The following is a 26,063-nucleotide window of genomic DNA, read 5'->3' on the forward strand; positions in this document are numbered from 1 at the left end:
CTTCGCGAACAAGTTCGCTCCTACGGCCTACGGCCAGAATCAAAAGCGGACTTGTGTGTAACGTCGAGCATTGGAACGTTGGAACAAGAGTGCTTACATCAACAACCGCAGCACATCCGGCATGTTGCTCATAGCGGCGAGGTTGTTGATGACCAGCATGTCCAGCAGTTTGAGCACCAGGAATGCGAGGATCGGCGAGATGTCCAGGCCGCCCAGGTTCGGGACGATCTTGCGGAACGGTGCCAGTGCCGGTTCGCAGATCTGGTTGACCAGTTCCGCGCCGGGGTTATGGCTGCCCGGTGCGACCCACGACAGAATCACGCTGATGATCAGGGCAAAGAAGAAGATCTTCAGGAACAGCGCGGTCACGCCGATGATCGACCACAGCAGCAGGTGCAGCGGGTCGCCCGTGGTGCCGAACATCAGCAGCAGGGTCAGGGCCATCAGGATCATCTGCACGATGATCGCCAGCACCAGCGACGACATGTCCAGCCCGAACAGGCTGGGGATGATGCGCCGCAGCGGCTTGAGCAGCGGCTGGGTGGCGCGCACGATGAACTGGCACAGCGGGTTGTAGAAGTTGGCCCGTACCAGTTGCAGGACAAAGCGCAACAGTACGATCAGCAGGTAAAGACTGCCAAGCGTCTGCAGGACGTAAATTGCAGCGGTGTTCAATCCGATCATCGATCTGCTCCAGAAAACCCGAAAATTATTTGCCCAGTTGTTCAGCCAGCTCGGCTGCACGATGGTCTGCGGCGGTCAGTGCCGTTTCCACGAGTGCCTCGAAGCCGCCCGCCTGAAATGCCTTGATAGCCGCCTCGGTGGTCCCGCCCGGCGAAGTGACGCGACGACGCAGTTCGCCCGCGCCTGCATCACTGCCAGTCGCGATCAGGGCCGAGCCCAGCGCTGTCTGCAGGGTCAGCTTTTTAGCGATGTCCTCCGGCAGACCCAGTTTTACGCCTGCCGCTGTCATCGCTTCCATCATCAGAAAGAAATACGCCGGGCCACTGCCGGAAACGGCCGTGACAGCGTCCATGTGTTTTTCCTGCTCGACCCAGACCGCGATGCCGACCGCGGCCAGCAACGCCTCGGCCTGCTCACGCTGCTCGGGCGTGACGTTATCGGTCGCGTACAGCCCGCTGGCACCCTGACGCAGCAGCGAGGGGGTATTGGGCATGCAGCGCACCACCGGCTGCTCGCCCAGCCATTGCGTCAGGCTGGCGCAGGTGATGCCGGCCGCGACCGAAACAATCAGCTGGTGAGGTTCGAGACTGGACTTCAAGGCCTGACAGACGGTTTTCATCATCTGCGGCTTGACTGCCAGTACCACCACGTCGACGCCCTTAATGGCTTCAGCGTTGTCAGCGAATACCTGGATGCCGTGATCGTTGGCAATGCGTTCGCGGGTTTCGGCACCCGGCGCACTGGCACTGATCAGTGCCGCCTCCACGCCCTGGGCGCGCAGGCCGCCGATCAGGCTGGCGGCCATGTTACCGGCACCGACGAAGGCAATACGGGTCTTGCTCATGAAGGGGTCCTTGTGAAGAGTTTATGGCTGGCCATAGTCGCGGGCGCCAAAAAGAGCGGTGCCGATGCGCACCCAGGTTGCGCCTTGTGCAATGGCGGCTTCCAGGTCGTGGCTCATGCCCATGGAAAGTGTGTCGAGCGCCAGGTTCAACTGCTCCTGCAGCGCGCGTACGGCGGCGAAGGATGCGTCCTGCGCCGCAGGATCGTCTGTGGGCTCGGGGATGGCCATCAGGCCGCGCAACCTGAGTCGCGGCAGGGCGATGATGGCAGCGGCCAGCGCAGGCAGGTCCTGAGGCGTACAGCCCGACTTGCTGGCCTCGCCACTGACGTTCACCTGAATGCAGATGTTCAGCGGTTCAAGCGCTTCGGGGCGTTGCTCGGACAGGCGTTGCGCGATTTTCAGGCGGTCCACGGAATGTACCCAGTCGAAGTTCTCGGCGATAGCTCGCGTCTTGTTCGATTGAATGGGGCCAATGAAGTGCCAGCACAAGGGCAGGTCGCTCAGTTCGAGCTGTTTGCCCAGCGCTTCCTGTAAATAATTTTCGCCAAAATCGCGCAAGCCTGCGTTGTAAGCTTCACGCAGGTCACTGGCAGGCTTGGTTTTACTCACCGCCAGCAGGCCGACGGACGCCGGATCGCGCTCGGCGGCAAGCGCTGCGTCGCGAATTCGCTGTTCGAGCGTTGAAATGTTAGCTGCTATCGTGGACATTGATTTGCGCCAGTCAGGCTAAGGTCTGCGGCATTCTATGTGATTGAGGAGCTGTATGGATATTACCGAGCTGTTGGCCTTCAGTGCCAAACAGGGCGCGTCGGACTTGCACCTCTCTGCAGGTCTGCCGCCGATGATCCGCGTCGACGGCGATGTGCGGCGTATCAACCTGCCCCCGCTGGACGCGAAGGAGGTCAAGGCGCTGATCTACGACATCATGAACGACAAGCAACGGCAGGATTTCGAAGAGCGGCTGGAAACCGACTTTTCCTTTGAAGTGCCGGGCGTGGCGCGGTTTCGGGTCAACGCCTTCAACCAGAACCGCGGTGCTGGCGCGGTATTCCGGACCATTCCCTCGAAAATCCTGAGCATGGAAGACTTGGGCATGGGCAATGTGTTTCGCAAGATTACCGACGTGGCGCGCGGCCTGATTCTGGTTACCGGGCCGACCGGCTCAGGCAAGTCGACCACCCTGGCGGCAATGATCGACTACCTCAATAACAATAAGCATCACCATATTCTGACCATCGAGGACCCGATCGAATTCGTCCACGAGTCGAAGAAGTGCCTGGTCAACCAGCGTGAGGTTCACCGCGACACGCTGGGCTTCTCGGAGGCGCTGCGCTCGGCGTTGCGTGAAGACCCGGACGTGATTCTGGTCGGTGAAATGCGTGACCTGGAGACCATCCGCCTGGCGCTGACCGCTGCTGAAACCGGCCACCTGGTATTCGGCACGCTGCACACCACGTCAGCCGCCAAGACCATCGACCGGATCGTCGACGTGTTTCCGGCTCAGGAAAAATCGATGATTCGCTCGATGCTCTCCGAATCGCTGCACGCCGTGGTCTCGCAGGCGTTGCTCAAGAAGGTCGGCGGCGGACGCGTGGCGGCGCACGAAATCATGATGGGCACCCCGGCGATCCGTAACCTGATCCGCGAGGACAAAGTGGCGCAGATGTATTCATCGATCCAGACGGGCGGCTCGATGGGCATGCAGACGCTGGACATGTGCCTGGCCGATCTGGTCAAGAAGGGGCTGATCACCCGCGAAAGCGCACGCGAACGTGCCAAGGTGCCGGACAACTTCTGATCGCAGGGACGCTGCAGGAACGAAAAAGGGGTCTTGAACGCGTTCAAGACCCCTTTTTCAGATGCAGCCTGCAGAGCGCAGATTCAGGCCAGGATCAGCGTTGAACCACGCGCATCTGCCCTGCCTGCTTGGGCAGCACACGCTTGGCAATCTTGTAGTGGCTGTTCCAATACGGTTTGTTCAGCGTATCGACAGTTACGGCCTTGCCACGGCGCGGCGCATGAACGAACTTGTTGTCGCCCAGGTAAATGGCCACATGGTTGATGTTGCGGCTCTTGATGTTGAAGAACAGCAGATCGCCGGGTTTCAGGTCCTTGCGATCCACCGTCTGACCATGACCCTGGGCCATGGCATTGGAGGTGCGCGGCAGGTCGACCTCACGGACATCCGTGTAGGCGTATTTGACCAGTCCGCTGCAGTCCAGGCCTTTGCCGGGCGTGGTGCCGCCCCAGCGATAAGGCGTGCCCACAGCCTGCAAGGCGCGTTTTACAACGGCGCTGCCTTGCTTGGCGGGGGCGGAAGCCTGCAAGGCCGCGACTTTCTTGGCGTTCTTGCGTGAAAGCGGCTTCTGGACGGCAGCGGTGGCGCCGTACTGAGTTCGGGTGGTGGTGGCTTCCTGGGGTGCATTGCGAGTCGCGAGTGCCGGTGAAGAGTGGCTTTTGGCGGTGTAGCCCGAGAAGCTCGCAGGAAGTTGTTGCTCACGATTGGTGGCGTGGGCGGCCAGAGGCATAAATAGGCAAATAGTTAGCCATGTCTTGAAAAAAGGACGCATTCGGCAGGGCTCATGGTGGTCAGCGCGCAACTTTATAACAGCTTTTTCAAAAAAACTGACCCCATTTGTCGAGCGCATCACAGTGGCATCATTGCGTTTTATGCGACAGACTCTTTCTTTTTTCGGGCTAATCCCTTTAGCGACAAGGGCTTGGCGGCATTAAACCGCCTCATGTGCCATACGTCGGAATAGGGAAACCAAGTCACAATTTTGTTATGTATTTTTTTCTATCAGCGCAAAGAGGGCAAAAATGAACGCCTATCGTTCAGACACACACAGCAAGGTCATGGGCTACCTGATGTGGATTTTCGGCTTCCTGGGAGCGCATCGCTTCTACTACGGCAAGCCGGTCACCGGGACCCTCTGGTTCTTCACGTTCGGTCTGTTTGGCATCGGCTGGCTGATCGACCTGTTCCTGATCCCGTCGATGGACCGTGACGCCGACCTGCGCTTTACCCCTGGCTCCACCGACTACAGCGTGGCGTGGGTGCTGCTGACCTTCCTCGGCCTGTTCGGCGTGCACCGCATGTACCAGGGCAAGTGGATCACCGGGATCATCTACCTGTTTACCGGCGGGTTGTTTCTGGTTGGCATCCTTTACGACTTCTGGACATTGAATGACCAGATCTCGATGAAGAACGCCCGACGCGGGTGAGGCTGGGACGAAGGGCTGACGCAGAGCGCGGCCCGGACACCTATCGTTCCTCACGCTCTGCGTGGGAATGCCTGTCGTGACGCTCCGCGTCACAAATCTGCGCCGCGCCGCATGCTCAAGACCGGACGCAGAGCGTCCAGAACGGCATGCCGACGCGGAGCGTCGCACGGTAGTCGAAACCCCTCGCGAACAAGTTCGCTCCCACGGCCTTCGGCCAGAATCAAAAGCGGACTTGTGTATAACGATGAGCGCTCTGTGCGGGAGCGAGAGCCCGGAGCGGGCTCAGCGGCTGTAGCTGATCCGTCCATCCACCAGTGTGTAGCGTACCGAGCCGGGCAGGCAGTGGCCGATGAAGGGGCAGTTTTCGCCTTTTGACAGCCAGGTCTCGCCGGCAACCGTCGAGGCGGCCGGGTCGAACAGGACGATGTCGGCAGGCGCTCCAGCGCTCAGCTTGCCGGCCGGCAGGCGCAGCGCGGCGGCCGGGCCGCTGCTCAGGCGGGCGATCAGGGTCGGCAGGTCCAGCAGGCCGTCATCCACCAGCGTCATGGCCAGCGGCAGCAGCAGTTCGACGCTGCTGATGCCCGGCTCCGTAGCGCCAAACGGTGCCAGCTTGGCATCGCGTTCATGCGGCTGGTGATGGCTGGAAATCGCCTGGATGACACCGCTCTTCACCGCTTCACGCAGGCCATCGCGGTCAGCGCGGGTGCGCAGCGGCGGCTGGACGTGATAGAGGCTGGAGAAATCGATCAGCGCCTCGTCAGTCAGAATCAACTGATACAGCGCCACATCCGCCGTCACCGGCAGACCGCGTGCCTGCGCCTGGGCGATCAGCGCTGCGCCACGGGCACTGGTCAGCTGGCTGAAGTGCGCGCGTACACCGCTCTGTTCGACCAGCAACAGGTCGCGAGCCAGCGCCACGGTTTCGGCCGTCTCGGGAATGCCCGCCAGGCCCAGGAAGCTGGCCGTCGGACCATCGTGCGCCAGACCGCCTTCGGCCAGATCACGATCCTGCGAGTTGAAAATCACCGTCAGGTCAAAGGTCGCCGCATATTCCAGCGCCCGGCACAGCGTGCGGGTGTTGCTGAAGCTGCTCAGACCGTTGCCGAAGGCTACGCAACCTGCGTCGCGCAGGGCGATCAGCTCTGCCAGCTGTTCGCCGTCCAGGCCCTTGCTCAGCGCTCCGATGGGGAACACCTTGCTGAATCCGGCCTCACGGGCGCGGTCGAGGATCAGCTCGGCCACCGCCGAGGTGTCGAGCACCGGTTTGGTACGTGGCGGGCAGCACAGGCTGGTCACGCCGCCTGCCACCGCCGCGCGGGTTTCGCTGGCGATGCTGCCCTTGCGACTGTAGCCAGGCTCGCGCAGGGATACGTTGAGGTCGACCAGGCCCGGTGCTGCGACCAGCCCGGTAGCGTCGATGGTCTGCGTGGGCTCGAAACCCGCCGGGGCCGAACCGATGGCGCTGAGTTTGCCTGCTTCGAGGTGCAGGTCAGTGATTTGATCCAGCCCGCTGACCGGGTCGATGACGCGAGCGCCGAGGATGCTGAGCTTCACTGGGCGTTCTCCTGTTCGAATTGGCGTTGTGCGTTTTGTCCGCTCATGGCCATGGACAGCACCGCCATGCGGATCGCAATACCGTAAGTCACTTGATTGAGAATCACCGAATGCGCGCCGTCGGCCACTGCCGATTCGATTTCCACGCCGCGGTTGATCGGGCCGGGGTGCATGACAATCGCATCCGGCTTCGCGGCTTCCAGACGCGCAGTGGTCAGGCCGAACAGGCGGTAGAACTCGCCTTCGCTGGGCAGCAGGCCACCGGTCATGCGTTCACGCTGCAGACGCAGCATGATGACCACGTCCACGTCCTTCAAACCTTCGTTGAGGTCGGTGTAGACCTTGACCCCGTATTGTTCGACGCCCACCGGCAGCAGGGTTTTCGGCCCGATCACGCGGATATCCGGGCAGCCCAGCGCCTTCAGCGCCAGCATATTTGAGCGTGCCACCCGTGAATGCAGGATGTCACCGACGATGGCCACCGACAGGTTCTCGAAACCGCCCTTGTGACGGCGGATGGTCAGCATGTCGAGCATGCCCTGGGTCGGGTGAGCATGGCGGCCGTCGCCGCCGTTGATGATCGCGACGTCCGGGCACACGTGCTCGGCAATGAAATGCGCCGCACCCGAGTCCGCGTGGCGCACGACGAACATGTCGGCGGCCATCGCTTCGAGGTTGCGCAAGGTGTCGAACAGCGTTTCACCCTTGCTGGTGGACGAGGTCGAGACGTTCAGCGTGATCACGTCGGCTGACAGGCGCTGGGCCGCCAGTTCAAAGGTGGTTCGGGTGCGCGTGGAGTTCTCGAAGAACACGTTGCACACAGTCTTGCCGCGCAACAACGGGACTTTCTTGACCGCCCGGGCGCCGACTTCGAGGAACGAGTCGGCGGTGTCGAGAATTTCGGTGAGCAGCTCGCGGGGCAAGCCGTCCAGAGACAGGAAATGGCGCAGCTGGCCCAGGTGGTTGAGCTGCAGCGGGCGCTTGGCGTCGAGAGGCGTCATCGCAATGGACTCTTAAAGGGCGGTGGAGAGGTCTTGAAGTTCGAGCGCCAGCGGCTCGGGGCCGGACAGCTTGATGCGTTCATTCGGTGCCAGCGACAGGGTGGCGCCGACCACGTTCGGACGTACCGGCAGTTCACCGGCGTCCAGGTCCAGCAGGCAGACCAGCGTGACACTGGCCGGGCGGCCGTAATCGAACAGTTCGTTGAGTGCAGCGCGGACGGTACGGCCGCTCATCAGCACGTCATCGATCAGCACCAGGTGCTGGCCTTCGATCTCGAACGGCAGTTCAGAAGGGCGCACTTGCGGATGCAGGCCGTTCTGGCTGAAATCATCGCGATAGAACGAAACGTCCAGGGTGCCCAGCGGAGCGGGGTTGTTCAGTGCCTTGAGCAGCGCCTGGGCAACCCAGACACCGCCAGTGCGGATGCCGATGAAACGAGGGTCGCTGATGCCGCGCTTGCTCAGGTGAGCGTTCAGGTCAGTGGCCATCTGACGAATCAGTTCGGCGGGATCGGGCAGGCTCATATTTGCTCCTTTGAGGCTCGGGCAGCGTCCTTCCCAGACTGTGTAAAAACTACTGCGCTTGGCAATACTGCGTTAAAAAACAGGCGAAAAATGCTCATTTAGAACACCTAGACTCCGCTTTTTCGCCTGTTTTTGCCTTGTCTTGCCTTCGCTCGTGACGTTTTTACACAGTCTGGTCCGTGGCGCGATGCTCAAGCGATAACGTGGAAACCGGGTATCTCGAAGCGATAAAGGCAGAAAAAGTCACACATTCAACAGTTCGGGGTGCTCGTCCAGCCAGCCTTGCAGCAAGAGTGCAGCGGCAATGGCATCCACCGGGTTGTCGCGATAGCTGCCTTTCTGGCCGCCGCGCGCCATGCGCTCGCCCTTGGCTTCGAAGGTGGTCAGGCGTTCATCATGGGTGTAGACCGTTACACCAAAGCGTCCGTTTAGCTTGCGCGAAAACTTTTCCGCGCGCGCGCTCATGTCGCTGGGCGTGCCGTCCATGTTCAACGGCAGGCCGACCACGATCGCATCAGGTTTCCACTCGTTGATCAGCGCCTGGACCTTGTCCCAGTCCGGCACGCCATTCTGCGCCTTGAGCGTACAGAGTTCACGCGCCTGACCGGTAATCGCCTGGCCGACCGCAACGCCGATCTGTTTGGTGCCGTAATCAATGCCCAGCAGCAGCCGTAAGGCGGCCATCAAGCGTGCCCTGCCTGGGTCGAGATCAGGTTGAGATTGATACCCAGGCGTCTGGCGGCAGCCTCCAGACGCTGGTCGCTGTCGACATCGAACAGGATGGCCGGGTCGAACGAGCAGGTCAGCCAGGCGTTGTCGGCCATTTCAGCATCCAGTTGACCGGCATCCCATCCCGCGTAGCCCAGAGTGATCACATTTTGATCAGGCCCGTAGCCATCGGCGATGGAGAACAGCACATCCTGCGAGGTCGACAAGGAAATCCCGCCCGGAAGATTGACCGTTGCCTGAAAGGTCTGGCCGCTGGGATGCAGGACAAAGCCCCGATCGGTCTGCACCGGCCCGCCGGTATGAATGACGATGTCCTGGCAGTGTCTCGGCGCCGGCAGTTCCGGTCGCAGTTGTTCGAGCACATCGGCCAGGGTCAGGCTTTGCGGGCGGTTGATCACCAGCCCCATGGCGCCATTGGCGTTGTGCTCGACAATGTAGGTCAAGGTCTGAGCAAAGTTCTCATCGTGCATGTGAGGCATGGCGATGAGGAAATGATGCTTGAGATAACTCGGAGAGACTTTTTTCATGAGCCCTAGTTTGGCGTTGCCTTGCCCGGCTGACAACTGACACGTGTGGGTGTCGAGCATCGGCTGGCAAAAAGTTCAGTTGCTTGACAGCTTGTCTCCGCGTGCAAATTTCCAGGTGCGAATGATCTCCAGTCGATCGATATCCGCCAGATCGCCGGTGAACGGCGCAAAAGGCGCCGCCAGACGCACGATCCGCTGTGCGGCCTGATCCAGCAAAGGCTGTCCTGAAGATTCGAGCACCAGCACTTCATACAACGAGCCGTCCCGATTGATTGACACAAGAAGTCGCAAATTACCGTAGATCTGCTTGCGTCGTGCTTCCTCAGGATAGTTCAGGTTTCCGACCCGCTCGACCTTCTTGCGCCAGTCATCCTTGTACCAGGCACCTTTGTCGCGCATGGTCGAGGCCGCATTGAGGCGATGGATCTTCGGGCGCTTGGCGTAAAGCTGCTGTTCGGTCGACAATTCGGCTTCCAGGCTGGCGATTTCGTTGCTCAGTTCCGAGCTGTCGAAGGTCGGTGCGGCCTTGGTGGTGGGCTCGGGTTTGACCTCATCGCGCTTGGCAACGGTTTTCTGCTGGCTGGGCGCGGTGGTCGCAACGGCCGTCTTTGGCGCTTCCTGTTTGACCACCGGCTTGCTGGCTGGCGGCGGCGTGACCTTGTTGACCTTGGTGTCCTGATAGGGCGCCAGCTCAGTGGTCTTGAGCGTTTCGGCCTTGTCCAGGGTGCCGCTGCCCTGTTGATCGTCTTGCGCCAGAAAGTCAGCCTGTTTGGGCTTTTCTTCGCTTTTGAAGGTGGCCAGGGTGATTTCCAGCGTCTGCGAGATCTGCTCCGGCTTTACATAGGTGAACCCCACGCCAAGGATCACCGCGAGGTGGATCAGCGCCGCGATCATCATGGTAAAACCCAGGCGATCGGCAGGGCGCACACCGGGGTTGGCGAGTTCCAGGGGGAGGTCGTTGTTGGCCATGGATGTCATTGGCGGTTCAGCATCTCGTCAGCCTGCATGTCAAAATCCGTGTCGTGTTACAGGTGGCGCATGATAACGCAATGTACCGCGCCGCTCTGCTGCGGATCGGACGAAGGGAATCGATCCGACGCCGTGGCGCACGGTGTTGCCCGTGGCCAGCGGCGTCAGCGGCTGATCAGCCCTTGCGCGCTTGCAGCTTCTTCTCGATCGCGTCCATCAGCAGGCCACCAATGTTGGTGCCGAAGGCGTTGTCGATCTCGCGGATGCAGGTCGGGCTGGTGACGTTGATTTCGGTCAGGTGCTCACCGATTACGTCGAGTCCGACGAACAGCAGGCCTTTTTCACGCAGGGTCGGGCCGATCTGTTCGGCGATCCAGTGGTCCTTGTCGCTCAATGGACGGGCCTCGCCACGTCCGCCTGCCGCCAGGTTGCCACGCGTTTCGCCGGCTGCCGGGATGCGCGCCAGGCAATACGGAACCGGTTCGCCATCGACCATCAGAATGCGCTTGTCGCCGTCCTTGATGGCGGGCAGGTAACCCTGCGCCATGATTTGCTGCGTGCCGTGGGCGGTCAGGGTTTCGAGGATCACTGACAGGTTCGGATCGCCCGCCCGATGGCGGAAGATCGACGCGCCGCCCATGCCGTCCAGCGGCTTGAGGATCACGTCGCCGTGCTGTTCGGCGAATTCGCGAATGATATCCGCGCGGCGGCTGACCAGCGTCGGCGGCGTGCACTGCGGAAACAGCGTGGCGAACAGCTTCTCGTTGCAGTCGCGCAGGCTCTGCGGCTTGTTGACCACCAGTACGCCGGCACGCTCGGCCTGCTCCAGCAGGTAGGTGGCGTAGACGAACTCCATGTCGAACGGCGGATCCTTGCGCATCAGGATCACGTCCAGATCGTCGAGACCTGCGTCGACTTCGGCTTCGAACTCGAACCACTTGGCCGGATCGGCAAACACCTTGAGCGGCTTCATGCGTGCGCGGGCCTGGCCGGCGTTCTGATACAGGTCTTTCTGTTCCATATAGAACAGTGACCAGCCGCGTTCCTGGGCGGCAAGCAGCATGGCCAGCGAGCTGTCCTTTTTATAGGAAATGCGCTCAATGGGGTCCATGACAATCCCTAGGCGAACGCTCATGGGCAATATCCTCTGATCGGTAAGGGCCGCAACGGCCGTAAAATTGGCATCAGGGTGGCGCTCCGATTGCTCCCGGTCAAGGGGCAGGCCTGCCGCGATGCACCAGGGTGCACTTTATGGATTGCGTCTGGAGAGTGTGCTAAAAAGGCTCGGCATCCGGTCTTCGGTCCCAGTCGATCAACGAAGCGATACGGTCAGGCTCCCAGTGCCTCGCAGAATGCGCAAAAATTCGCTGCGGCGATGGAAGAGCAGCTATGGAACAACACGCCTCCGCCCTGAAAGTCATGGTCATCGATGATTCGAAGACCATCCGCCGCACCGCCGAAACACTGCTCAAGAACGCAGGCTGTGAAGTCATCACTGCGATAGACGGTTTCGACGCGCTGGCCAAGATTGCCGATAACCACCCGCGAATCATATTCGTCGATATCATGATGCCGCGTCTGGACGGTTATCAGACCTGCGCGCTGATCAAGAACAACCGGGCATTCAAGTCGACGCCGGTCATCATGCTGTCCTCCAAGGACGGCCTGTTCGACAAGGCCAAGGGGCGGATTGTCGGGTCCGATCAGTTTTTGACCAAGCCTTTCAGCAAGGAAGAACTGCTCAGCGCGATCAAGGCTCATGTGCCGGGCTTCGTTGCAGCAGAACAACACATATCATGACGCCCGCGCCTGATGTAGCGCGCTCGTAATCTGACGGGGAACACCCATGGCTCGAATATTGATCGTCGATGACTCGCCGACTGAAATGTACAAACTCACCGGCATGCTGGAAAAGCACGGTCATGAAGTGCTCAAGGCCGAAAACGGCGCTGATGGCGTGGCCCTGGCCCGTCAGGAAAAGCCTGATGCCGTGCTGATGGACATCGTCATGCCGGGGCTCAACGGCTTTCAGGCCACACGCCAGCTGACCAAGGATCCTGACACCACCAATATTCCGGTGATCATGATCACCACCAAGGATCAGGAAACCGACAAGGTCTGGGGCAAACGCCAGGGCGCGCGGGATTACCTGACCAAGCCGGTGGACGAAGAAACCCTGATGAAAACCCTGAATGCGGTGCTGGCCGGCTGATCGCCGGAATCGCCATGGCCGAGCCGCGCACCGCTTTTGAACTGCTTCTGGATATGGATCGACGCTGTCGTTCGCTGGCGGCGGGCCTGCCGCTGCAGGAAGCCCATCAGCAGGACTGGGTCGGCATCGGCTTTCGTATGGGCGAGCAACGGTTTGTCGCGCCGATTGGCGAGATCGCCGAGATCCTTCACGAACCCCATCATGCGGTAATGCCCGGTGTGAAGTTCTGGGTGGCCGGTATTGCCAACTTGCGCGGTCGGTTGTTGCCACTCATGGATCTGTGCGGGTTTTTCGGCCACGAACTGGTGCCGGTGCGCAAACAGCGACGGGTGCTGGTGGTCGAGCACCATGATGTATTTGCCGGTCTGCTGGTCGATGAGGTGTTCGGCATGCAACGTTTCAGTCAGTTGAGCCTCATACCCCAGACCCCGCAGAACATGGATCAGCGTATGGTGCCGTTCCTGCGCGGGCAGTTTATCCGCGAGCAGGCGTGGCTGATCTTCAGCCCGTGGGCGCTGGTGCAGTCTGCGGATTTCATGGACCTGGCTTCCTAGCATGTCGGGCCTGGTGTGTTTCACAATTGATCCAGGCGGGGGCCTGATTAATGAGTAGTACAGACCGGTCAAGGGAAGGCGCAAGAAGCCGGACGCAGATTATTCTGCTGTTCGTGGCGCTTATCGTTTTCATCATGTTGCTGTTCGCCAACTTCGCCTACCTCAACACTCAGTCCAACTACGACAAACAGTACATCGGGCATGCCGGTGAGCTGCGCGTCCTGTCGCAACGCATCGCGAAAAATGCCACCGAAGCGGCTGCCGGCAAAACCCAGGCGTTCAAATTGCTGGCCGATGCGCGCAACGATTTCGACGTGCGCTGGGGCTACCTGAGAAAAGGCGACCCGGCCACCGGCCTGCCCGCGGCACCCGAGCTGATACGCGACGAATTGCGCACCGTGCAACGTGACTGGGAAGGGCTGCGCAAGAGCACCGACGTGATTCTGGCCAGTGAACAGACCGTCCTGTCGTTGCATCAGGTGGCGGCAACGCTGGCCGAAACCATTCCGCAATTGCAGGCCGAATACGAAAAAGTCGTCGAGAGCCTGCTGCAAAGCCGTGCTCCTGCCGCACAGGTGGTGGTTGCGCAACGTCAGGCGCTGCTCGCAGAACGGATTCTCGGCTCGGTCAATACCGTGCTGGCCGGTGATGAAACGGCTGTGCAGGCCGCCGATGCCTTTGGCCGCGACGCCAGCCAGTTCGGTCGTGTGCTCAACGGCATGCTGGAGGGCAACGCCACGCTGCGCATATCCCAGGTCGAGGACCGCGATGCGCGCGCGCGGCTGGCGGAGATCGCCGAACTGTTCGAATTCGTCTCAGGCTCGGTGGACGAGATTCTCGAGACTTCGCCCGAGCTGTATCAGGTGCGCGAGGCGTCGGGCAACATCTTCAACACCTCACAGACCCTGCTGGATGAAACCTCGGTACTCGCCAACAGCCTGGAAAACCTCGCCAAGCGCCGCACCGTGAACACCGTCGGCGGCTATGTGCTGGGCTTGCTGGCACTGGCGTCGATCATCCTCATCGGTCTGGTCATGGTGCGCGAGACCAATCGCCAGCTGCGCGAAACCGCGCAGAAAAGCGAACGCAACCAGACAGCGATCATGCGCCTGCTGGACGAGATCGAGAACCTCGCCGACGGCGACCTGACGGTCACGGCCTCGGTGACCGAGGACTTCACCGGGGCGATTGCCGACTCCATCAACTACTCCATCGACCAGTTGCGCGAGCTGGTGGTGACCATCAACCTGACCGCCGAGCAGGTGGCGGCTGCGGTGACCGAAACCCAGGCGACGGCCATGCAATTGTCGGCTGCCTCTGAGCACCAGGCGTTGCAGATCAGTGCCGCTTCGACGGCTATCAACGACATGGCCGCGTCCATCGATCAGGTTTCGACCAACGCCTCGGAGTCCTCGGCCGTGGCGGAGCGCTCCGTGACAATTGCCAATAAAGGCAACGAGGTCGTGCAAAACACCATTCACGGCATGGACAACATTCGTGAGCAGATTCAGGACACCTCCAAGCGCATCAAACGTCTGGGCGAGTCATCCCAGGAGATTGGCGACATCGTCAGCCTGATCGACGACATTGCCGACCAGACCAATATCCTGGCCTTGAACGCCGCCATTCAGGCGTCGATGGCCGGTGATGCCGGACGAGGGTTTGCCGTGGTGGCTGACGAAGTGCAGCGCCTGGCCGAGCGTTCGTCGTCTGCGACCAAGCAGATCGAAACGCTGGTCCGGGCCATCCAGAACGACACCAACGAGGCGGTTATCTCCATGGAGCAGACCACCAGCGAAGTGGTGCGCGGCGCCCGGCTGGCGCAGGACGCCGGGGTGGCGCTGGGGGAAATCGAAGGGGTGTCCAGGGTGCTGGCCGAACTGATCGAAAGTATCACCGACGCTGCCCACCAGCAGGCCGAGTCTGCCGGGCAGATTTCGCAGATCATGACCGTCATTCAGCAGACCACTTCGCAGACCACCTCGGGCACATCGGCCACCGCCGAAAGCATCGGCAACCTGGCAAAAATGGCCAGCGAAATGCGCCGCTCGGTATCGGGCTTTGCCCTGCCGTCATCGAAGAAAGCCGGATGATGTACCGCACATGAACAACCTTGATTGGGTAACGGACGGTACTCGTCATGGCTGATCGTCACGATTATGTAGCCCTTGAATGGCTGAAGGGCGAAATCGCCGAAACGCTGCGCCAGGCCCGTCAGGCGCTGGACCTGTTCATCGAAGACCCGGCCAACGCTGCGGCGATGGCCGAGTGCCTGAACCTGGTGCATCAGGTTCACGGCAGTCTGCAGATGATCGAGTTCTATGGCGCCGCGTTGCTGGCCGAGGAAATCGAGCAACTGGCGTTGGCGGTCCAGCAGAACCGCGTCAGCCATCCGATCGAGTCCGAGCAACTGCTGATCCAAGCCATGAGTCAGTTGCCGGTTTATCTGGAACGCATTCATTCCGCGCGCCGCGACCTGCCGTTGGTGGTCTTGCCACTGCTCAATGACCTGCGCAGCGCGCGGGGCGAAAGTCTGCTCTCGGAAACCAGCCTGTTCGCCCCGCAGCTGGTCGTCGTGCCGGCGCTTGATGACGAAGAGCTGGCGCGGCGCAATACCCCGGAATTGCCCAACCTGCTGCGCAAGCTGCGCCAGACCCTGCAGGCGGCGCTGGCCGGCCTGATGCGCGAGCAGGGCGTGCAGACCCAGCTCGGCTACATGGCCAAGGTCTTTGCCCGGCTTGAGCAGTTGTGCGAAGACGCGCCGCTCGGTGCGCTCTGGCGGATCGCCTCGGCACTGGTCGAAACCATGCTCAACGGCAACTTCACCAACAGCCCGGCGCTGCGCAGCCTGTTGAAGGATGCCGACAAGGAACTCAAGCGTCTGGCCGAGCAGGGCGTCACCGGCATCAATCAGCCCGCCCCCGAAGAGCTGTTGAAAAGCCTGCTGTTCTATATCGCCAAGTCCGACAGCCTGGCGCCGAAGATGCTCGACCTCAAGGACCAGTACGCGCTGGCCGACGCCTTGCCCGGCAACGACGTGGTCAACGAAGAGCGCGCCCGCATGGCCGGTCCGGACCGTGACGCCATGCGTTCGGTGATCGTGGCCTTGTGCGAAGGGCTGGTCAGGGTCAAGGAACGGCTCGACGTGTTCGTGCGCGGCGACCGTCAGCATGTCAGCGAGCTCAACGCGTTGCTGCCGCCGTTGCGGCAGATTGCCGATACTCTCGCGGTGCTGGGTTTCGGCCAGCCGCGCAAGGTGATCATCGACCAGCTTTCCGTCGTCATCGGTCTGGCGCAGGGGCAGCGCGAGCCCAGCGACGCGGCGCTGATGGATGTCGCGGGTGCCTTGCTCTACGTCGAATCGACCCTTGCCGGCATGGCGGGCAGTCACGAGCAGGTCAGTCGTGAGGAAAGCCGCCTGCCGACCACCGACCTGACGCAGATTCATCAACTGGTGATTCGCGAAGCCCGCACGGTGTTGCAGCAGGCCAAGGACGTGATCCTCGATTACATCGACGGCGCGTGGGACCGACAGCGCCTCGATCCGCTGTGCGCGCTGATCGTGCAGGTTCGTGGTGCGCTGGCGATGATCCCGCTGGCCCGTGCAGCCAGCCTGCTGGCCGCCTGCAACGAATACATTCAGGAACACCTGCTGGTGGACGAAACCCGTCCCACCTGGGTTCAGCTCGATTGCCTGGCCGACACCATCACCGGCATCGAGTATTACCTGGAGCGCATGCTCGAAGATCATCAGGCGCCGGGCGACCAGGTGCTCGACATGGCCCAGCAGAGTCTGGCACGACTGGGCTATACGCCCGCTGCGGACACCCTCGACGTGCCATTGCTCGAAGAGGTCATCACTCAGGACGAGTTGCTGGAACTGGATGACCGCAAGGCGCTGGTCAGCCCCACGCAAACCATTGCTCAGGTCCTCGCCAGCCCGGTCTCGGCCGTCAACCCGCCCGCCCGCAACGTCCCCGCCAGCCTGTTGCCGCCCTCGGCCGGGGAAGAGGCGGTGGACGACGAGTTGCGCGATGTGTTTCTCGAAGAGGCCGACGAGGTGCTCGACGCGCTGCGCGAGTACCTGCCGCGCTGGTTCACCTCGCTCGGCAGCGACGGCCATTGGGACAGCACGGCGCTGACCGAAGTGCGTCGTGCGTTTCATACCCTCAAGGGCAGCGGCCGGATGGTGCGTGCGCTGATTCTCAGCGAACTGGCCTGGGCGGTGGAAAACCTGCTCAACCGGGTGCTGGAAGGCGACGTGTTGCCGGGCCTCGAAGTGCAGCAACTGATGACCGAAGTGCAGGCGCTGCTGCCGTCGGTCATCCGCGACTTTGCCGAAGGTGCACAGTGTCAGCGCGATGATGTCGACCTGCTGGCGGCTCGTGCCCATGCGTTGGCCAACGGGCTGGAGCCACCGATGCTGCCAGCCGCGGATGATCATGCGCCAGGCCAGCCTGTTGCCGACGAACCGCTCGATCCACAGTTGCTGGAGATTTTTCGTCAGGAAGCGCTCGGCCATCTGAATACCCTCGGTCGCTTCCTCGACAACGCCGAACAATCAGCGTCGCCGGCGATCAGCGACGCCGTGCTGCGTGCGCTGCATACGCTCAAGGGCAGCGCGCACATGGCCGGAGTGCTGCCGATTGCCGAACTGGCCAGCCCGCTCGATCAGCTGGTGCGTGAATACAAGGCCAACCTCATCGATATTGGCTCACCGGAACTTGCCCTGCTGCGCAGCGCCGAACCCTTGCTGCACAAGGGCCTCGAACAACTGGACAGCACGCCGCTGGCCGATATCCCGGGGGCCGCGCCGCTGATCGAGGCCGCCCTGGCGATGCTCAACGACCGCCTCACCGTGGTGCTGCGCGAGTCGGACAGCGGCCTGCGGATCAAGCGCAACCCCACGCTGCTCGCCGGTTTTCTGGCCGAGGGCATGGACATCGTGCTGGATGCGGAGAACCTGCTGCAGCGCTGGCGGCAGCACCCCGGCGAACGCCAGGAACTGAGCGCGCTGCTCGACGAACTGACCACCCTCGGTCATGGCGCGCACCTGGCCGACCTGCCGCAGGTCGATGAGCTGTGCGAAGCCTTGCTCGACCTCTATGGTGCGGTCGAGGAAAGCAGTCTGGCGGTCAGCGAGCGGTTTTTCGATGTGGCAGAAAATGCTCACGAAGCGCTGATCAACATGCTCGATCAGGTGGCGGCCGGCCAGGATGTCGAGCCGCGTCCCGAATGCGTGCGCGCCTTGAACCAGTTGCTGGATCAGGCGCTTGACCCGTCGGCGACCGGGCTGGTCAAGAGCGACGGCCATCGTACCTTGAGCGTTACCGAGCTCAACGCCGCCACCGCGCAGCTGGCCAGCGAGGCCGGACACACTGAAGTTGCCGGGCCGGACGACGAAATCGTCGAGATATTTCTGGAAGAGGCCGTCGATATCCTCGACAGCGCCGGGCAGGCGTTGCAGCGCTGGCTGGCCGATCCGGAAAACCCTGCGCCGCTGGCCTCCCTGCAACGCGACCTGCACACCCTCAAGGGCGGTGCGCGGATGGCTGAGGTAGCCGAAGTGGGCGACCTGGCCCACGAACTGGAAAACCTCTACGAAGGCTTGATCGACCGGCGCTTCAACCATTCTCCGACGCTGGCCGCGCTGCTGAACGAGAGCCACGACCATCTGGCGATTCTGCTCGAGCAATTGTATCGGCAGGAAGCGCTCAGCGACCCTTCGGCTTTGATCGAAGCGCTGCGCAGCTGCCGCACGCTCGAGAGCGCCGGACCCGAGGTGCAAGCCTCGCCTGCCGCCCATGAAGATCTTCCCGAGCATGACGCCGAGCTGCGTGAAGTCTTCCTCGAGGAAGGTTTCGACATCATGGAAAGCTCCGGTGCGGCGTTGGCTCGCTGGCAGGCCGATCCGCACAACATGCTGGAAGTCGAAAACCTGCTGCGCGACCTGCACACCCTCAAGGGCGGCGCGCGGATGGTGGAAATTGCTCCGATAGGCGACCTCGCCCACGAGCTGGAGACGCTTTACGAGGGGCTTTCCGCCGGGAGCCTGCAGCCTGCGCCGTTGATGATCGGCCTGTTGCAGAGCGGCCAGGATGTGCTGGCCGACATGCTCGATGCCGTGCGCAATGAAAAACCGCTGCCTGACGCCTCCTTGCTGATCGAGAGCATTCGCAGGCTGGCCACCGATGAGCCGTCGGGCGCACAGCTGGCTGCGCAGGACCCGGAAGTCCATCCGGAGTCTGTCGTAGCCGTGGCCCCGGTCGCCGAGGGCGAGGTCGAGCGCAGTGGCCCGGAAATGGTCAAGGTGCCTGCCGAGCAACTGGAAGACCTGGTCAACCTGGCCGGCGAAACCTCCATTTTCCGCGGACGTATCGAACAGCAGATCATTGATTCACAGATCGCCCTGGTAGAGATGGAAACCACCATCGAGCGGATGCGCGATCAGTTGCGTCGTCTGGACATGGAAACCCAGGGGCGCATTCTCAGCCGTGAGCAGGTCCAGGCCGAGCGGTTGGGCTATGAAGAGTTCGACCCGCTGGAAATGGACCGTCATTCGCAGTTGCAGCAGTTGTCACGCGCCCTGTTCGAATCGGCGTCCGACCTGATGGACCTCAAGGAAACCCTCGGCGCGCGCGCCCGCGACGCGGAAACGCTGCTGTCGCAACAGGCCAGGGTCAACACTCAGCTTCAGGAAGGCCTGATGCGTACGCGCATGGTGCCGTTCGAGCGACTGGTGCCGCGCCTGCGTCGCGTGGTGCGCCAGGTGGCCTCGGAACTGCACAAGAAGGTCCATTTCGAGGTGGGCAACGCCGACGGTGAAATGGACCGCAACGTGCTGGAACGAATGGTCGCGCCACTCGAGCACATGCTGCGCAACGCCGTTGATCACGGGCTTGAAAGCACTGAAAAACGCATCGCCGCCGGTAAGCCGGAACAAGGCCATATCAGTCTGGAACTGATGTACGAAGGCGGCGATATGGTCATCGAATTGAGCGATGACGGTTCCGGTGTCGACCTCGCTGCGGTACGCCGCAAGGCCATCAAGCGCGGCATGATCCATCCGGATGCCGATCTGTCCGACCATGAAGTGTTGCCGTTCATTCTGCAGGCGGGGTTTTCCACCAGCGAGATCATCACCCAGATTTCCGGCCGTGGCGTGGGCATGGATGTGGTGCACGCCGAGGTCAAGCAACTGGGCGGTTCGATGGTCATCGACTCGGTGCCGGGCAAGGGCACGCGCTTCCGTATTCGCCTGCCGATTTCGGTGTCCGTCAACCGGGCGTTGATGGTGACGTGCGGCGAAGAACAGTATGCGGTGCCGCTCAATACCGTCGATGGCATCGTGCGCGTCATGGCCAATGAGCTGGACGGCTATTACCAGACCAGCCCGCCGCGCTATCAATATGGCGGGCGCAGTTACGAGTTGCGCTATCTGGGCGAGTTGCTGGGCAGCAGTCCGCCCAGGCTGGCCGGGCAATTGCAGCCGCTGCCGGTGTTGCTGGTGCATCTGCAGGATCAGTGGGTGGCGGTGCAGGTCGATGCGCTGGCAGGCTCGCGCGAGATCGTGGTCAAGAGTCTTGGCCCGCAGTTCTCCAGGGTGCAGGGCATTTCCGGTGCGACCATTCTGGGTGACGGCCAAGTGGTGCTGATTCTTGATCTGATGGCGCAGATTCGTAACTTGCAGGGCTTGCCTTTCCGAGGGCTTATGGCGCCTGCCTATCACGAAGTCGAGCACGCCAGACCGTTGCTGGTGATGGTGGTGGACGATTCGGTGACGGTGCGCAAAGTTACCAGCCGTCTGCTGGAACGCCACGGTATGCACGTGCTGACCGCCAAGGACGGTGTTGATGCCATGACCCTGTTGCAGGAGCACACCCCCGACATCATGCTGCTCGATATCGAAATGCCGCGCATGGACGGCTTTGAAGTGGCCAGTCAGATCCGCCAGGACGAACAGCTCAAGGACCTGCCCATCATCATGATCACCTCCCGATCGGGCCAGAAGCATCGCGATCGGGCGATGGCGGTAGGCGTCAACGAGTACCTGAGCAAGCCGTATCAGGAAACCGTGTTGCTGGAGAGCATCGCTTACTGGAGTCAGGCGCATGTCTGAAGGCACGTTCCAGACCAGTCGTCTGACCAGCCTGACCGGCTTGCTGGTGCCGTTGAGTGACCGGCATCTGCTGCTGCCCAACGTCGCGGTCGCAGAGTTGATCGATTACCAGGATTGCAGCGCAGAGCCGGGCGCCCCCGAGTGGTATCTGGGGCCGATCATCTGGCGCGAACTGACCTTGCCGCTGCTCAGCTTCGAAGCCGCCTGCGGAGGCCGCACCCGTGTCGGCGGCCGAGCCCGGATCGTGGTGCTCAACGCACTGGGCGGACGCAACGACGTCAGGTTCATCGCCCTGCTGACCCAGGGCATCCCGCGCTCGTGCAAGGTCGACAGCCAGTTGAGCTACGTCGACGTCCCGCTGGCCGAACTGGAACTGGCCGCCGTACAGATCGGCGAAACCATAGCCCGTATTCCCGACCTCGAAGGGCTGGAGCAATGGCTGGTGGATGCAGGGCTGTCGTAGTTAAAGAGGACGCGGAGCGTCCAGAACGGCATGCGACGCGGAGCGTCGCAAGATAGTTACAGGAGAGCGTCCAGAACGGTATGCCTACGCTGGAGCATGGCCACGATAGGGGTCAAATGCCTCACGACGAACAGCTGATTTCCAGGTGCTTGCCCCAGTCCGGCGGGCGTTGGGCGTAGCCTTGCATGCCGGGTTGTTCGGTGAAGGGGGTGCAGAGCACCTGATGCAGGCGGCGGACTTCTGCGTAGTCGCCTTTTTCCGCTGCGGCGATGGCGTTCTGCGCCAGGTAGTTGCGCAGGATGTACAGCGGATTGACCGCATGCATGCGGTTCTGACGCTCCTGCTCGGTGCCGTTGTCCTCAAGGGCAATACGCGCTTGATACGCTTGCGCCCAGCCATCGAAGCCCTTGATCTCGACAAAGTCGTCGCGCAGCGTGCGCAACGCCTCGGCGGCTGGCTGGTCACCCAGGCGGCGGAAGAACAGGGTGTAATCCACGCCACTGTTCTGCATCAATTTCAGCAATTGGCTGACCAGTTGTTCGTCCTGCTCATTCGTGACGGTCAGGCCCAGTCGACGGCGCATCAGGTCCAGGTAGTGCGCCTGATACAGCGGCAGGAACAAACCGATCGCCTCGCGCAACGCGTCCACGCTGATGAAAGGGGTCAGCGCCTGTGCCAGTGCGCTGAGGTTCCATTGCGCGATAGGCACCTGATTGCTGAAGGAATAACGGCCTTCATGGTCGGAGTGATTGCAGATGAAGTGCTCATCGAAATCATCCAGAAACGCGAACGGTCCGAAATCGAAGGTAATACCCAGAATCGACATGTTGTCGGTGTTCATCACACCATGGCAGAAGCCGTAGGCCTGCCACTTGGCAATCAGCTCTGCGTTGCGCTCGACGATTTCCCGGAACATCGCCAGATACGGCTCCGGCTGCTCCTGGCAGTGCGGGTAATGCATCGTCAGCACATGTTCGGCGAGGGTCTTCAACTGCTCTGGCTGCTTGGTGTAGAAGAAGTATTCCAGACTGCCGAAGCGCACATGACTCTGCGCCAGACGCAGCACCATGGCTGCATACTCCTGGGTTTCGCGCCATACCGGCGTGCTGGAGCTGACCACACACCCCGCGCGGCTGCTGGGGATGCCCAGTGCGTGCAGGGCTTCGGAGGCCAGAAACTCGCGGATCGACGAGCGCAGTACGGCGCGCCCGTCCCCCATGCGTGAATACGGCGTGCGGCCGGCGCCCTTGAGGTGCAGGTCCCAGTGCTCACCTGCATCGTTGTAGACCTCGCCGAGCAGCAGCCCGCGACCGTCGCCCAGGCGCGGGTTGTAGGAGCCAAACTGATGCCCGGAATACACCATCGCCCGAGGTTCTGCATCCGACCACAGCTTGTGGCCGCTGAAGATTTTCGCGAACAGCGGCAGATCGGCCTGCTCAGGCGCCAGGTCCAGCAGCGCCAGCGCTGAGTGGCTGGCTACCACCAGCTGCGGCGCATCGATGGGCTCAGGCAGCACGGAAGTGGAGAACGCATCGCCCAGACGGGCAAAGCGGTTGTCGAAAATGAGTTCGTCGAGTGCTTTCAAAGCGTATCGCCTCCAGAGGGGAATTTCAGGCTTTCAACGAAGCGGCGGCCTGCCTGGCTCGTCGGGCGTGTTGCAACGGTCAGAACCCGTAGACCGGGTCCCAGGGTGGTAGTTCTGGTGATCAGGCCTGCGCCCGGACTATCGGTTCCGGCTTCGCTCGAAGGCGGCCAGAATCGTTCGTTCCGATTGCACCAGATAATCCTCGAGCATGCGCGTTGCCTCATCGGTCTTGCCCGCGTCCAGGCGCCCGAGTACCGCAGCATTCATGTCCAGATAGGGCGAATGCAGCAGTTCCGGATTGTTGAGCAAGCCGAAGGCCAGTCGCAACTCTGCCGATATCTGCGCATAAAACGCCACCAGTCGCGGGCTGTCGGACAGCTCGACGATGGCCTTGTGAAACATCATGTTGGCGGTGCCCACGGCAATCCAGTCCTTCGCTTCACGCGCCTGCACGCCCGCCTCGACCGCATTGCGCATGTGCAGCACACCGGGATGCTGTGGGTAAGCCTGGGCAATCGCCCCGCACTCGATGAAGCGCCGAATTCGGTAGATATCGATGATCGACGCCATATCAGGCTTGGCCACGGTGACGCCGCGATTGGGCTCGTGGGTCAGCAGTCCTTCGCGGGTCAGTACTCTGAAGGCTTCTCTCAGGGTATTACGGGAAATATCCAGACTCTCGGCCAGAGCGGCTTCCGAGAGGCGCTGACCAGGCACCAGCTCGCCCTCGACCAGCATTCTGCGAAGCTCAGTGGTGATTGATTCTCCGAGGGTGCGAGGGAGGGTAGAAGCAGCGTCGTTCATAAAAGGTCCAGAGAAAGAAAAGCCAGGTCGATATTCCACGACAGCTGATTGGCTGGCAAGGACGAAGGTCAACAGATGCTTCATCAGGTAGCACACCTGAGTCCCTGCGTAACAACATGGTGCACATGGTTGATCCACACCATCTACATTGTTCAACAATATTATCTTTGTGTATCTACAACTTGGCGCGCTTGAATGACCTTTGGCATGGTCGTTGCTCAAGCAGATTACCTCTCATCTCAGGAATGCCGCCGTGACACAGACTGCCAATGAGTTCACCAAGGCGCGCCGCGCCTCATTGATCGCCGCGATCTTCATGATGGCGACCTCTGCCATCGGCCCTGGCTTTCTGACCCAGACAGCCACGTTCACCGCGACGCTGGGGGCGGCGTTTGCCTTCGGCATCCTGGCTTCGATCCTGATCGACTTCGTGGTACAGCTGAATGTCTGGCGCATCGTCACGCTGACCAGAATGCGCGCGGCCGACCTGGCCAACGCAGCGATCCCCGGCAGCGGTTATCTGCTCGCGGTATTGGTCATCTTCGGCGGCCTGGTATTCAGTCTGGGCAACATCGCCGGTGCGGGCCTGGGCTTGAACGCGTTGACCGGGCTTGATCCCAAATGGGGTGGCGCCTTGAGCGCGTTGATCGCCATCGCGATCTTTTCGTCGCACCGCGCCGGCATCGCCATGGACCGCATCATGATGGTGCTGGGCACCCTGAAGGTCTGCCTGATTCTGTTCGCCGCCTTTGCCTCGCATCCGCCGCTGGGTGAAGCGCTGCGCCAGACCGTCCTGCCGGACATGGTCGATTTCGCGGCCATCACCACCATTGTCGGCGGCACGGTCGGCGGCTATATCACTTACGCCGGTGCTCACCGCTTGCTGGATCGCGGTACCGTCGGGGTCGAGAACATCGATGTAGTGTCCAAGGCGGCGCTCACCGGTATTCTGGTCACCGGGGTTGTTCGTTACATACTCTTTCTGGCGATCCTCGGCGTGGTCGCCAGCGGCGTCGTCATCGACGTGTCCGGTAAGGGCGCAAACCCTGCGGCCCAGGCGTTCACCGCTGCCGCTGGCAACTTCGGCCTGATCATGTTCGGCCTGGTGCTCTGGGCGGCCGGTATCAGCAGCGTGATCGGCGCGTCTTACACGTCGATGTCGTTCATCACGGTGTTTTCCAAGCGCATCACCGAGCGAGCTCGTAACCTCGCCACGGTCGGCTTTATCCTGATCACCGTGGTCGTATACGTCATGTGGGGCAAACCACCGGCCGCGCTGCTGGTCTTTGCCGGGGGCTTCAACGGTTTGATCCTGCCACTGGGCCTGAGCATTTTTATGTACGTCGGCTGGCGCCGGTCCGACATGATGGACGGCTACCACTACCCGCGCTGGCTGCTGGTACTGGGCGTGCTGACCTGTCTGCTGTCGTGGTACATGGCGTTCAAATCAGTCGGTCCTATCTTTGCCTTCATCAATGCAGCCTGATTTCGGAGAATAAAAATGCCTGCAATAGACCTCAACAGTGATCTCGGTGAAAGCTTCGGCGCCTGGAGCATGGGCGATGACGAGGCGATTCTCGATGTGGTCAGCAGCGCCAACGTGGCCTGCGGCTTCCATGCCGGTGACCCGGCCGGGATCCTGCGCACCCTCGAGGCCGCTGCGGCCCGGGGCGTTGCCATCGGCGCGCATGTGGCCTACCCGGACCTGGTAGGGTTTGGCCGCCGCAACATGGACGTCCCGTCCGACCAGCTGACCGCCGATGTCATTTATCAGATCGGTGCGCTTCAGGGCCTGGCCCGCAGCGCCGGGACTAGCGTGAGCTACGTCAAACCCCACGGCGCGCTGTACAACACCATTGCTGGTGATCAGCGTCAGGCCGCGGCGGTCATTCAGGCGCTGCTGCGCATTGATCCCGAGTTGAAGCTGGTGTGCCTGGCTAATTCCCCGCTGCTCGACTGGGCACGCGAAGCCGGGCTTTCCTGCGTCGCCGAAGCGTTCGCCGACCGCGCCTATACCGCTCAAGGCACGCTGGTCTCGCGCTCGCGGCCCGGTGCGGTGCTGCACGACGCCGAACTGATCGCCGAGCGCATGCTGCGCCTGGTGCGCGAAGGCGTCATCGAGGCTGAAGATGGCCGCGAAATCAGCCTGCAGGCCGATTCGATCTGCGTGCATGGCGACAGCCCGGGCGCGGTGAACATCGCCCGCATCCTGAAAAACCGTCTGCACGACGCAGGCGTCACTGTCCGCGCATTCAATCGAGGCTGATC

23 protein-coding genes are annotated in these 26,063 nt (G+C 61.6%); 10 read left to right on the forward strand and 13 right to left on the reverse strand.

Annotated features, from left to right (window positions below):
• Nucleotides 1-93 precede the first annotated feature (93 nt).
• The 3 genes from QRN50_RS17865 to QRN50_RS17875 are packed head-to-tail and all read right to left on the reverse strand — an operon-like array spanning nucleotide 94 to nucleotide 2,236.
• Nucleotides 94-684, reverse strand: coding sequence for a YggT family protein (locus QRN50_RS17865; protein ID WP_003404543.1), 591 nt, complete (start codon nucleotides 682-684; stop codon nucleotides 94-96).
• A gap of 25 nt (nucleotides 685-709) precedes the next feature.
• Nucleotides 710-1,528 carry a pyrroline-5-carboxylate reductase gene (gene proC, locus QRN50_RS17870; RefSeq protein WP_003404546.1) on the reverse strand — a complete coding sequence of 273 codons (819 nt, stop codon included), beginning with the start codon at nucleotides 1,526-1,528 and terminating at the stop codon, nucleotides 710-712.
• 21 nt (nucleotides 1,529-1,549) lie between these two features.
• A complete protein-coding gene (locus QRN50_RS17875; RefSeq protein ID WP_003404548.1) occupies nucleotides 1,550-2,236 on the reverse strand; it encodes a YggS family pyridoxal phosphate-dependent enzyme in 687 nt (228 codons plus the stop codon).
• Between the two features lie 55 nt (nucleotides 2,237-2,291).
• On the opposite strand from QRN50_RS17875, the gene QRN50_RS17880 reads away from it, so the two are divergent.
• Nucleotides 2,292-3,326 carry a type IV pilus twitching motility protein PilT gene (locus QRN50_RS17880; protein WP_003404551.1) on the forward strand — a complete coding sequence of 345 codons (1,035 nt, stop codon included), beginning with the start codon at nucleotides 2,292-2,294 and terminating at the stop codon, nucleotides 3,324-3,326.
• A 94-nt stretch (nucleotides 3,327-3,420) separates the two neighbouring features.
• Here QRN50_RS17880 and QRN50_RS17885 read toward each other — a convergent pair whose 3' ends face one another.
• Nucleotides 3,421-4,098: a C40 family peptidase gene (locus QRN50_RS17885; protein WP_050427262.1), complete on the reverse strand. Its 678-nt coding sequence runs from the start codon at nucleotides 4,096-4,098 to the stop codon at nucleotides 3,421-3,423.
• A gap of 250 nt (nucleotides 4,099-4,348) precedes the next feature.
• On the opposite strand from QRN50_RS17885, the gene QRN50_RS17890 reads away from it, so the two are divergent.
• Entirely contained in the window at nucleotides 4,349-4,753 is a 405-nt protein-coding gene (locus QRN50_RS17890) for an NINE protein (protein ID WP_003404557.1), read from the forward strand.
• 282 nt (nucleotides 4,754-5,035) lie between these two features.
• On the opposite strand, the gene QRN50_RS17895 is transcribed toward QRN50_RS17890, so the two are convergent.
• The 7 genes from QRN50_RS17895 to gshB all read right to left on the reverse strand — a co-directional run bounded on the left by QRN50_RS17895 (nucleotide 5,036) and on the right by gshB (nucleotide 11,193).
• On the reverse strand, nucleotides 5,036-6,307 hold the full coding sequence (locus QRN50_RS17895) for a dihydroorotase (RefSeq protein WP_011266429.1): 1,272 nt from the start codon (nucleotides 6,305-6,307) through the stop codon (nucleotides 5,036-5,038).
• Entirely contained in the window at nucleotides 6,304-7,308 is a 1,005-nt protein-coding gene (locus tag QRN50_RS17900) for an aspartate carbamoyltransferase catalytic subunit (protein ID WP_003316734.1), read from the reverse strand. The genes QRN50_RS17895 and QRN50_RS17900 overlap by 4 nt, the downstream gene beginning before the upstream one ends.
• Before the next feature lie 12 nt (nucleotides 7,309-7,320).
• Nucleotides 7,321-7,833 carry a bifunctional pyr operon transcriptional regulator/uracil phosphoribosyltransferase PyrR gene (gene pyrR / locus QRN50_RS17905; RefSeq protein ID WP_003366144.1) on the reverse strand — a complete coding sequence of 171 codons (513 nt, stop codon included), beginning with the start codon at nucleotides 7,831-7,833 and terminating at the stop codon, nucleotides 7,321-7,323.
• Nucleotides 7,834-8,076: 243 nt separating this feature from the next.
• A complete protein-coding gene (gene ruvX / locus QRN50_RS17910; protein WP_002551734.1) occupies nucleotides 8,077-8,517 on the reverse strand; it encodes a Holliday junction resolvase RuvX in 441 nt (146 codons plus the stop codon).
• Nucleotides 8,517-9,089, reverse strand: coding sequence for a YqgE/AlgH family protein (locus QRN50_RS17915; protein WP_011266431.1), 573 nt, complete (start codon nucleotides 9,087-9,089; stop codon nucleotides 8,517-8,519). The genes ruvX and QRN50_RS17915 overlap by 1 nt, the downstream gene beginning before the upstream one ends.
• A 75-nt stretch (nucleotides 9,090-9,164) precedes the next feature.
• The gene (locus QRN50_RS17920; RefSeq protein WP_058822900.1) at nucleotides 9,165-10,067 is read right to left on the reverse strand and encodes an energy transducer TonB; all 903 of its coding nucleotides are present in this window, start codon (nucleotides 10,065-10,067) and stop codon (nucleotides 9,165-9,167) included.
• A gap of 166 nt (nucleotides 10,068-10,233) precedes the next feature.
• Nucleotides 10,234-11,193, reverse strand: a complete 960-nt coding sequence (gene gshB, locus QRN50_RS17925) for a glutathione synthase (protein WP_058398796.1) — start codon at nucleotides 11,191-11,193, stop codon at nucleotides 10,234-10,236.
• A gap of 254 nt (nucleotides 11,194-11,447) precedes the next feature.
• Here gshB and pilG point away from each other — a divergent pair, with 254 nt between their 5' ends.
• From pilG to QRN50_RS17955, 6 genes are read left to right on the forward strand one after another with little or no spacing between them, the layout of a single operon-like run.
• Nucleotides 11,448-11,858: a twitching motility response regulator PilG gene (gene pilG / locus QRN50_RS17930; RefSeq protein ID WP_002551738.1), complete on the forward strand. Its 411-nt coding sequence runs from the start codon at nucleotides 11,448-11,450 to the stop codon at nucleotides 11,856-11,858.
• Between the two features lie 46 nt (nucleotides 11,859-11,904).
• A complete protein-coding gene (pilH, locus tag QRN50_RS17935) occupies nucleotides 11,905-12,270 on the forward strand; it encodes a twitching motility response regulator PilH (protein WP_003404569.1) in 366 nt (121 codons plus the stop codon).
• Nucleotides 12,271-12,284: 14 nt separating this feature from the next.
• A complete protein-coding gene (locus QRN50_RS17940) occupies nucleotides 12,285-12,824 on the forward strand; it encodes a chemotaxis protein CheW (protein WP_096126590.1) in 540 nt (179 codons plus the stop codon).
• A gap of 50 nt (nucleotides 12,825-12,874) precedes the next feature.
• The gene (locus QRN50_RS17945) at nucleotides 12,875-14,917 is read left to right on the forward strand and encodes a methyl-accepting chemotaxis protein (protein WP_011266434.1); all 2,043 of its coding nucleotides are present in this window, start codon (nucleotides 12,875-12,877) and stop codon (nucleotides 14,915-14,917) included.
• Between the two features lie 47 nt (nucleotides 14,918-14,964).
• A complete protein-coding gene (locus tag QRN50_RS17950) occupies nucleotides 14,965-20,943 on the forward strand; it encodes an Hpt domain-containing protein (protein WP_096126591.1) in 5,979 nt (1,992 codons plus the stop codon).
• On the forward strand, nucleotides 20,936-21,406 hold the full coding sequence (locus tag QRN50_RS17955) for a chemotaxis protein CheW (RefSeq protein ID WP_003404582.1): 471 nt from the start codon (nucleotides 20,936-20,938) through the stop codon (nucleotides 21,404-21,406). The genes QRN50_RS17950 and QRN50_RS17955 overlap by 8 nt, the downstream gene beginning before the upstream one ends.
• A gap of 121 nt (nucleotides 21,407-21,527) precedes the next feature.
• On the opposite strand, the gene selO is transcribed toward QRN50_RS17955, so the two are convergent.
• Together selO and QRN50_RS17965 are read right to left on the reverse strand one after the other, a co-directional pair.
• A complete protein-coding gene (selO, locus tag QRN50_RS17960; protein ID WP_096126592.1) occupies nucleotides 21,528-22,991 on the reverse strand; it encodes a protein adenylyltransferase SelO in 1,464 nt (487 codons plus the stop codon).
• Between the two features lie 138 nt (nucleotides 22,992-23,129).
• On the reverse strand, nucleotides 23,130-23,795 hold the full coding sequence (locus QRN50_RS17965) for a GntR family transcriptional regulator (RefSeq protein ID WP_080266962.1): 666 nt from the start codon (nucleotides 23,793-23,795) through the stop codon (nucleotides 23,130-23,132).
• A gap of 253 nt (nucleotides 23,796-24,048) precedes the next feature.
• Between QRN50_RS17965 and QRN50_RS17970 the strand changes: the two genes are divergently transcribed.
• The gene (locus QRN50_RS17970; protein ID WP_011266439.1) at nucleotides 24,049-25,281 is read left to right on the forward strand and encodes an NRAMP family divalent metal transporter; all 1,233 of its coding nucleotides are present in this window, start codon (nucleotides 24,049-24,051) and stop codon (nucleotides 25,279-25,281) included.
• A 15-nt stretch (nucleotides 25,282-25,296) separates the two neighbouring features.
• Nucleotides 25,297-26,061, forward strand: a complete 765-nt coding sequence (locus QRN50_RS17975; protein ID WP_024641081.1) for a LamB/YcsF family protein — start codon at nucleotides 25,297-25,299, stop codon at nucleotides 26,059-26,061.
• Nucleotides 26,062-26,063: the final 2 nt, after the last annotated feature.

It is taken from the genome of Pseudomonas sp. MEJ108, assembly GCF_030208985.1.
GTDB lineage: Bacteria > Pseudomonadota > Gammaproteobacteria > Pseudomonadales > Pseudomonadaceae > Aquipseudomonas > Aquipseudomonas fragariae.

Bases quoted from the DNA above. Each gene is read 5' to 3' on its own strand.
- QRN50_RS17865 (WP_003404543.1), bottom strand. From the start codon at position 684: ATGATCGGATTGAACACCGCTGCAATTTACGTCCTGCAGACGCTTGGC.
- proC (WP_003404546.1), bottom strand. From the start codon at position 1,528: ATGAGCAAGACCCGTATTGCCTTCGTCGGTGCCGGTAACATGGCCGCC.
- QRN50_RS17875 (WP_003404548.1), bottom strand. From the start codon at position 2,236: ATGTCCACGATAGCAGCTAACATTTCAACGCTCGAACAGCGAATTCGC.
- QRN50_RS17880 (WP_003404551.1), top strand. From the start codon at position 2,292: ATGGATATTACCGAGCTGTTGGCCTTCAGTGCCAAACAGGGCGCGTCG.
- QRN50_RS17885 (WP_050427262.1), bottom strand. From the start codon at position 4,098: ATGCGTCCTTTTTTCAAGACATGGCTAACTATTTGCCTATTTATGCCT.
- QRN50_RS17890 (WP_003404557.1), top strand. From the start codon at position 4,349: ATGAACGCCTATCGTTCAGACACACACAGCAAGGTCATGGGCTACCTG.
- QRN50_RS17900 (WP_003316734.1), bottom strand. From the start codon at position 7,308: ATGACGCCTCTCGACGCCAAGCGCCCGCTGCAGCTCAACCACCTGGGC.
- pyrR (WP_003366144.1), bottom strand. From the start codon at position 7,833: ATGAGCCTGCCCGATCCCGCCGAACTGATTCGTCAGATGGCCACTGAC.
- ruvX (WP_002551734.1), bottom strand. From the start codon at position 8,517: ATGGCCGCCTTACGGCTGCTGCTGGGCATTGATTACGGCACCAAACAG.
- QRN50_RS17915 (WP_011266431.1), bottom strand. From the start codon at position 9,089: ATGAAAAAAGTCTCTCCGAGTTATCTCAAGCATCATTTCCTCATCGCC.
- QRN50_RS17920 (WP_058822900.1), bottom strand. From the start codon at position 10,067: ATGACATCCATGGCCAACAACGACCTCCCCCTGGAACTCGCCAACCCC.
- gshB (WP_058398796.1), bottom strand. From the start codon at position 11,193: ATGAGCGTTCGCCTAGGGATTGTCATGGACCCCATTGAGCGCATTTCC.
- pilG (WP_002551738.1), top strand. From the start codon at position 11,448: ATGGAACAACACGCCTCCGCCCTGAAAGTCATGGTCATCGATGATTCG.
- pilH (WP_003404569.1), top strand. From the start codon at position 11,905: ATGGCTCGAATATTGATCGTCGATGACTCGCCGACTGAAATGTACAAA.
- QRN50_RS17940 (WP_096126590.1), top strand. From the start codon at position 12,285: ATGGCCGAGCCGCGCACCGCTTTTGAACTGCTTCTGGATATGGATCGA.
- QRN50_RS17945 (WP_011266434.1), top strand. From the start codon at position 12,875: ATGAGTAGTACAGACCGGTCAAGGGAAGGCGCAAGAAGCCGGACGCAG.
- QRN50_RS17950 (WP_096126591.1), top strand. From the start codon at position 14,965: ATGGCTGATCGTCACGATTATGTAGCCCTTGAATGGCTGAAGGGCGAA.
- QRN50_RS17955 (WP_003404582.1), top strand. From the start codon at position 20,936: ATGTCTGAAGGCACGTTCCAGACCAGTCGTCTGACCAGCCTGACCGGC.
- QRN50_RS17965 (WP_080266962.1), bottom strand. From the start codon at position 23,795: ATGAACGACGCTGCTTCTACCCTCCCTCGCACCCTCGGAGAATCAATC.
- QRN50_RS17975 (WP_024641081.1), top strand. From the start codon at position 25,297: ATGCCTGCAATAGACCTCAACAGTGATCTCGGTGAAAGCTTCGGCGCC.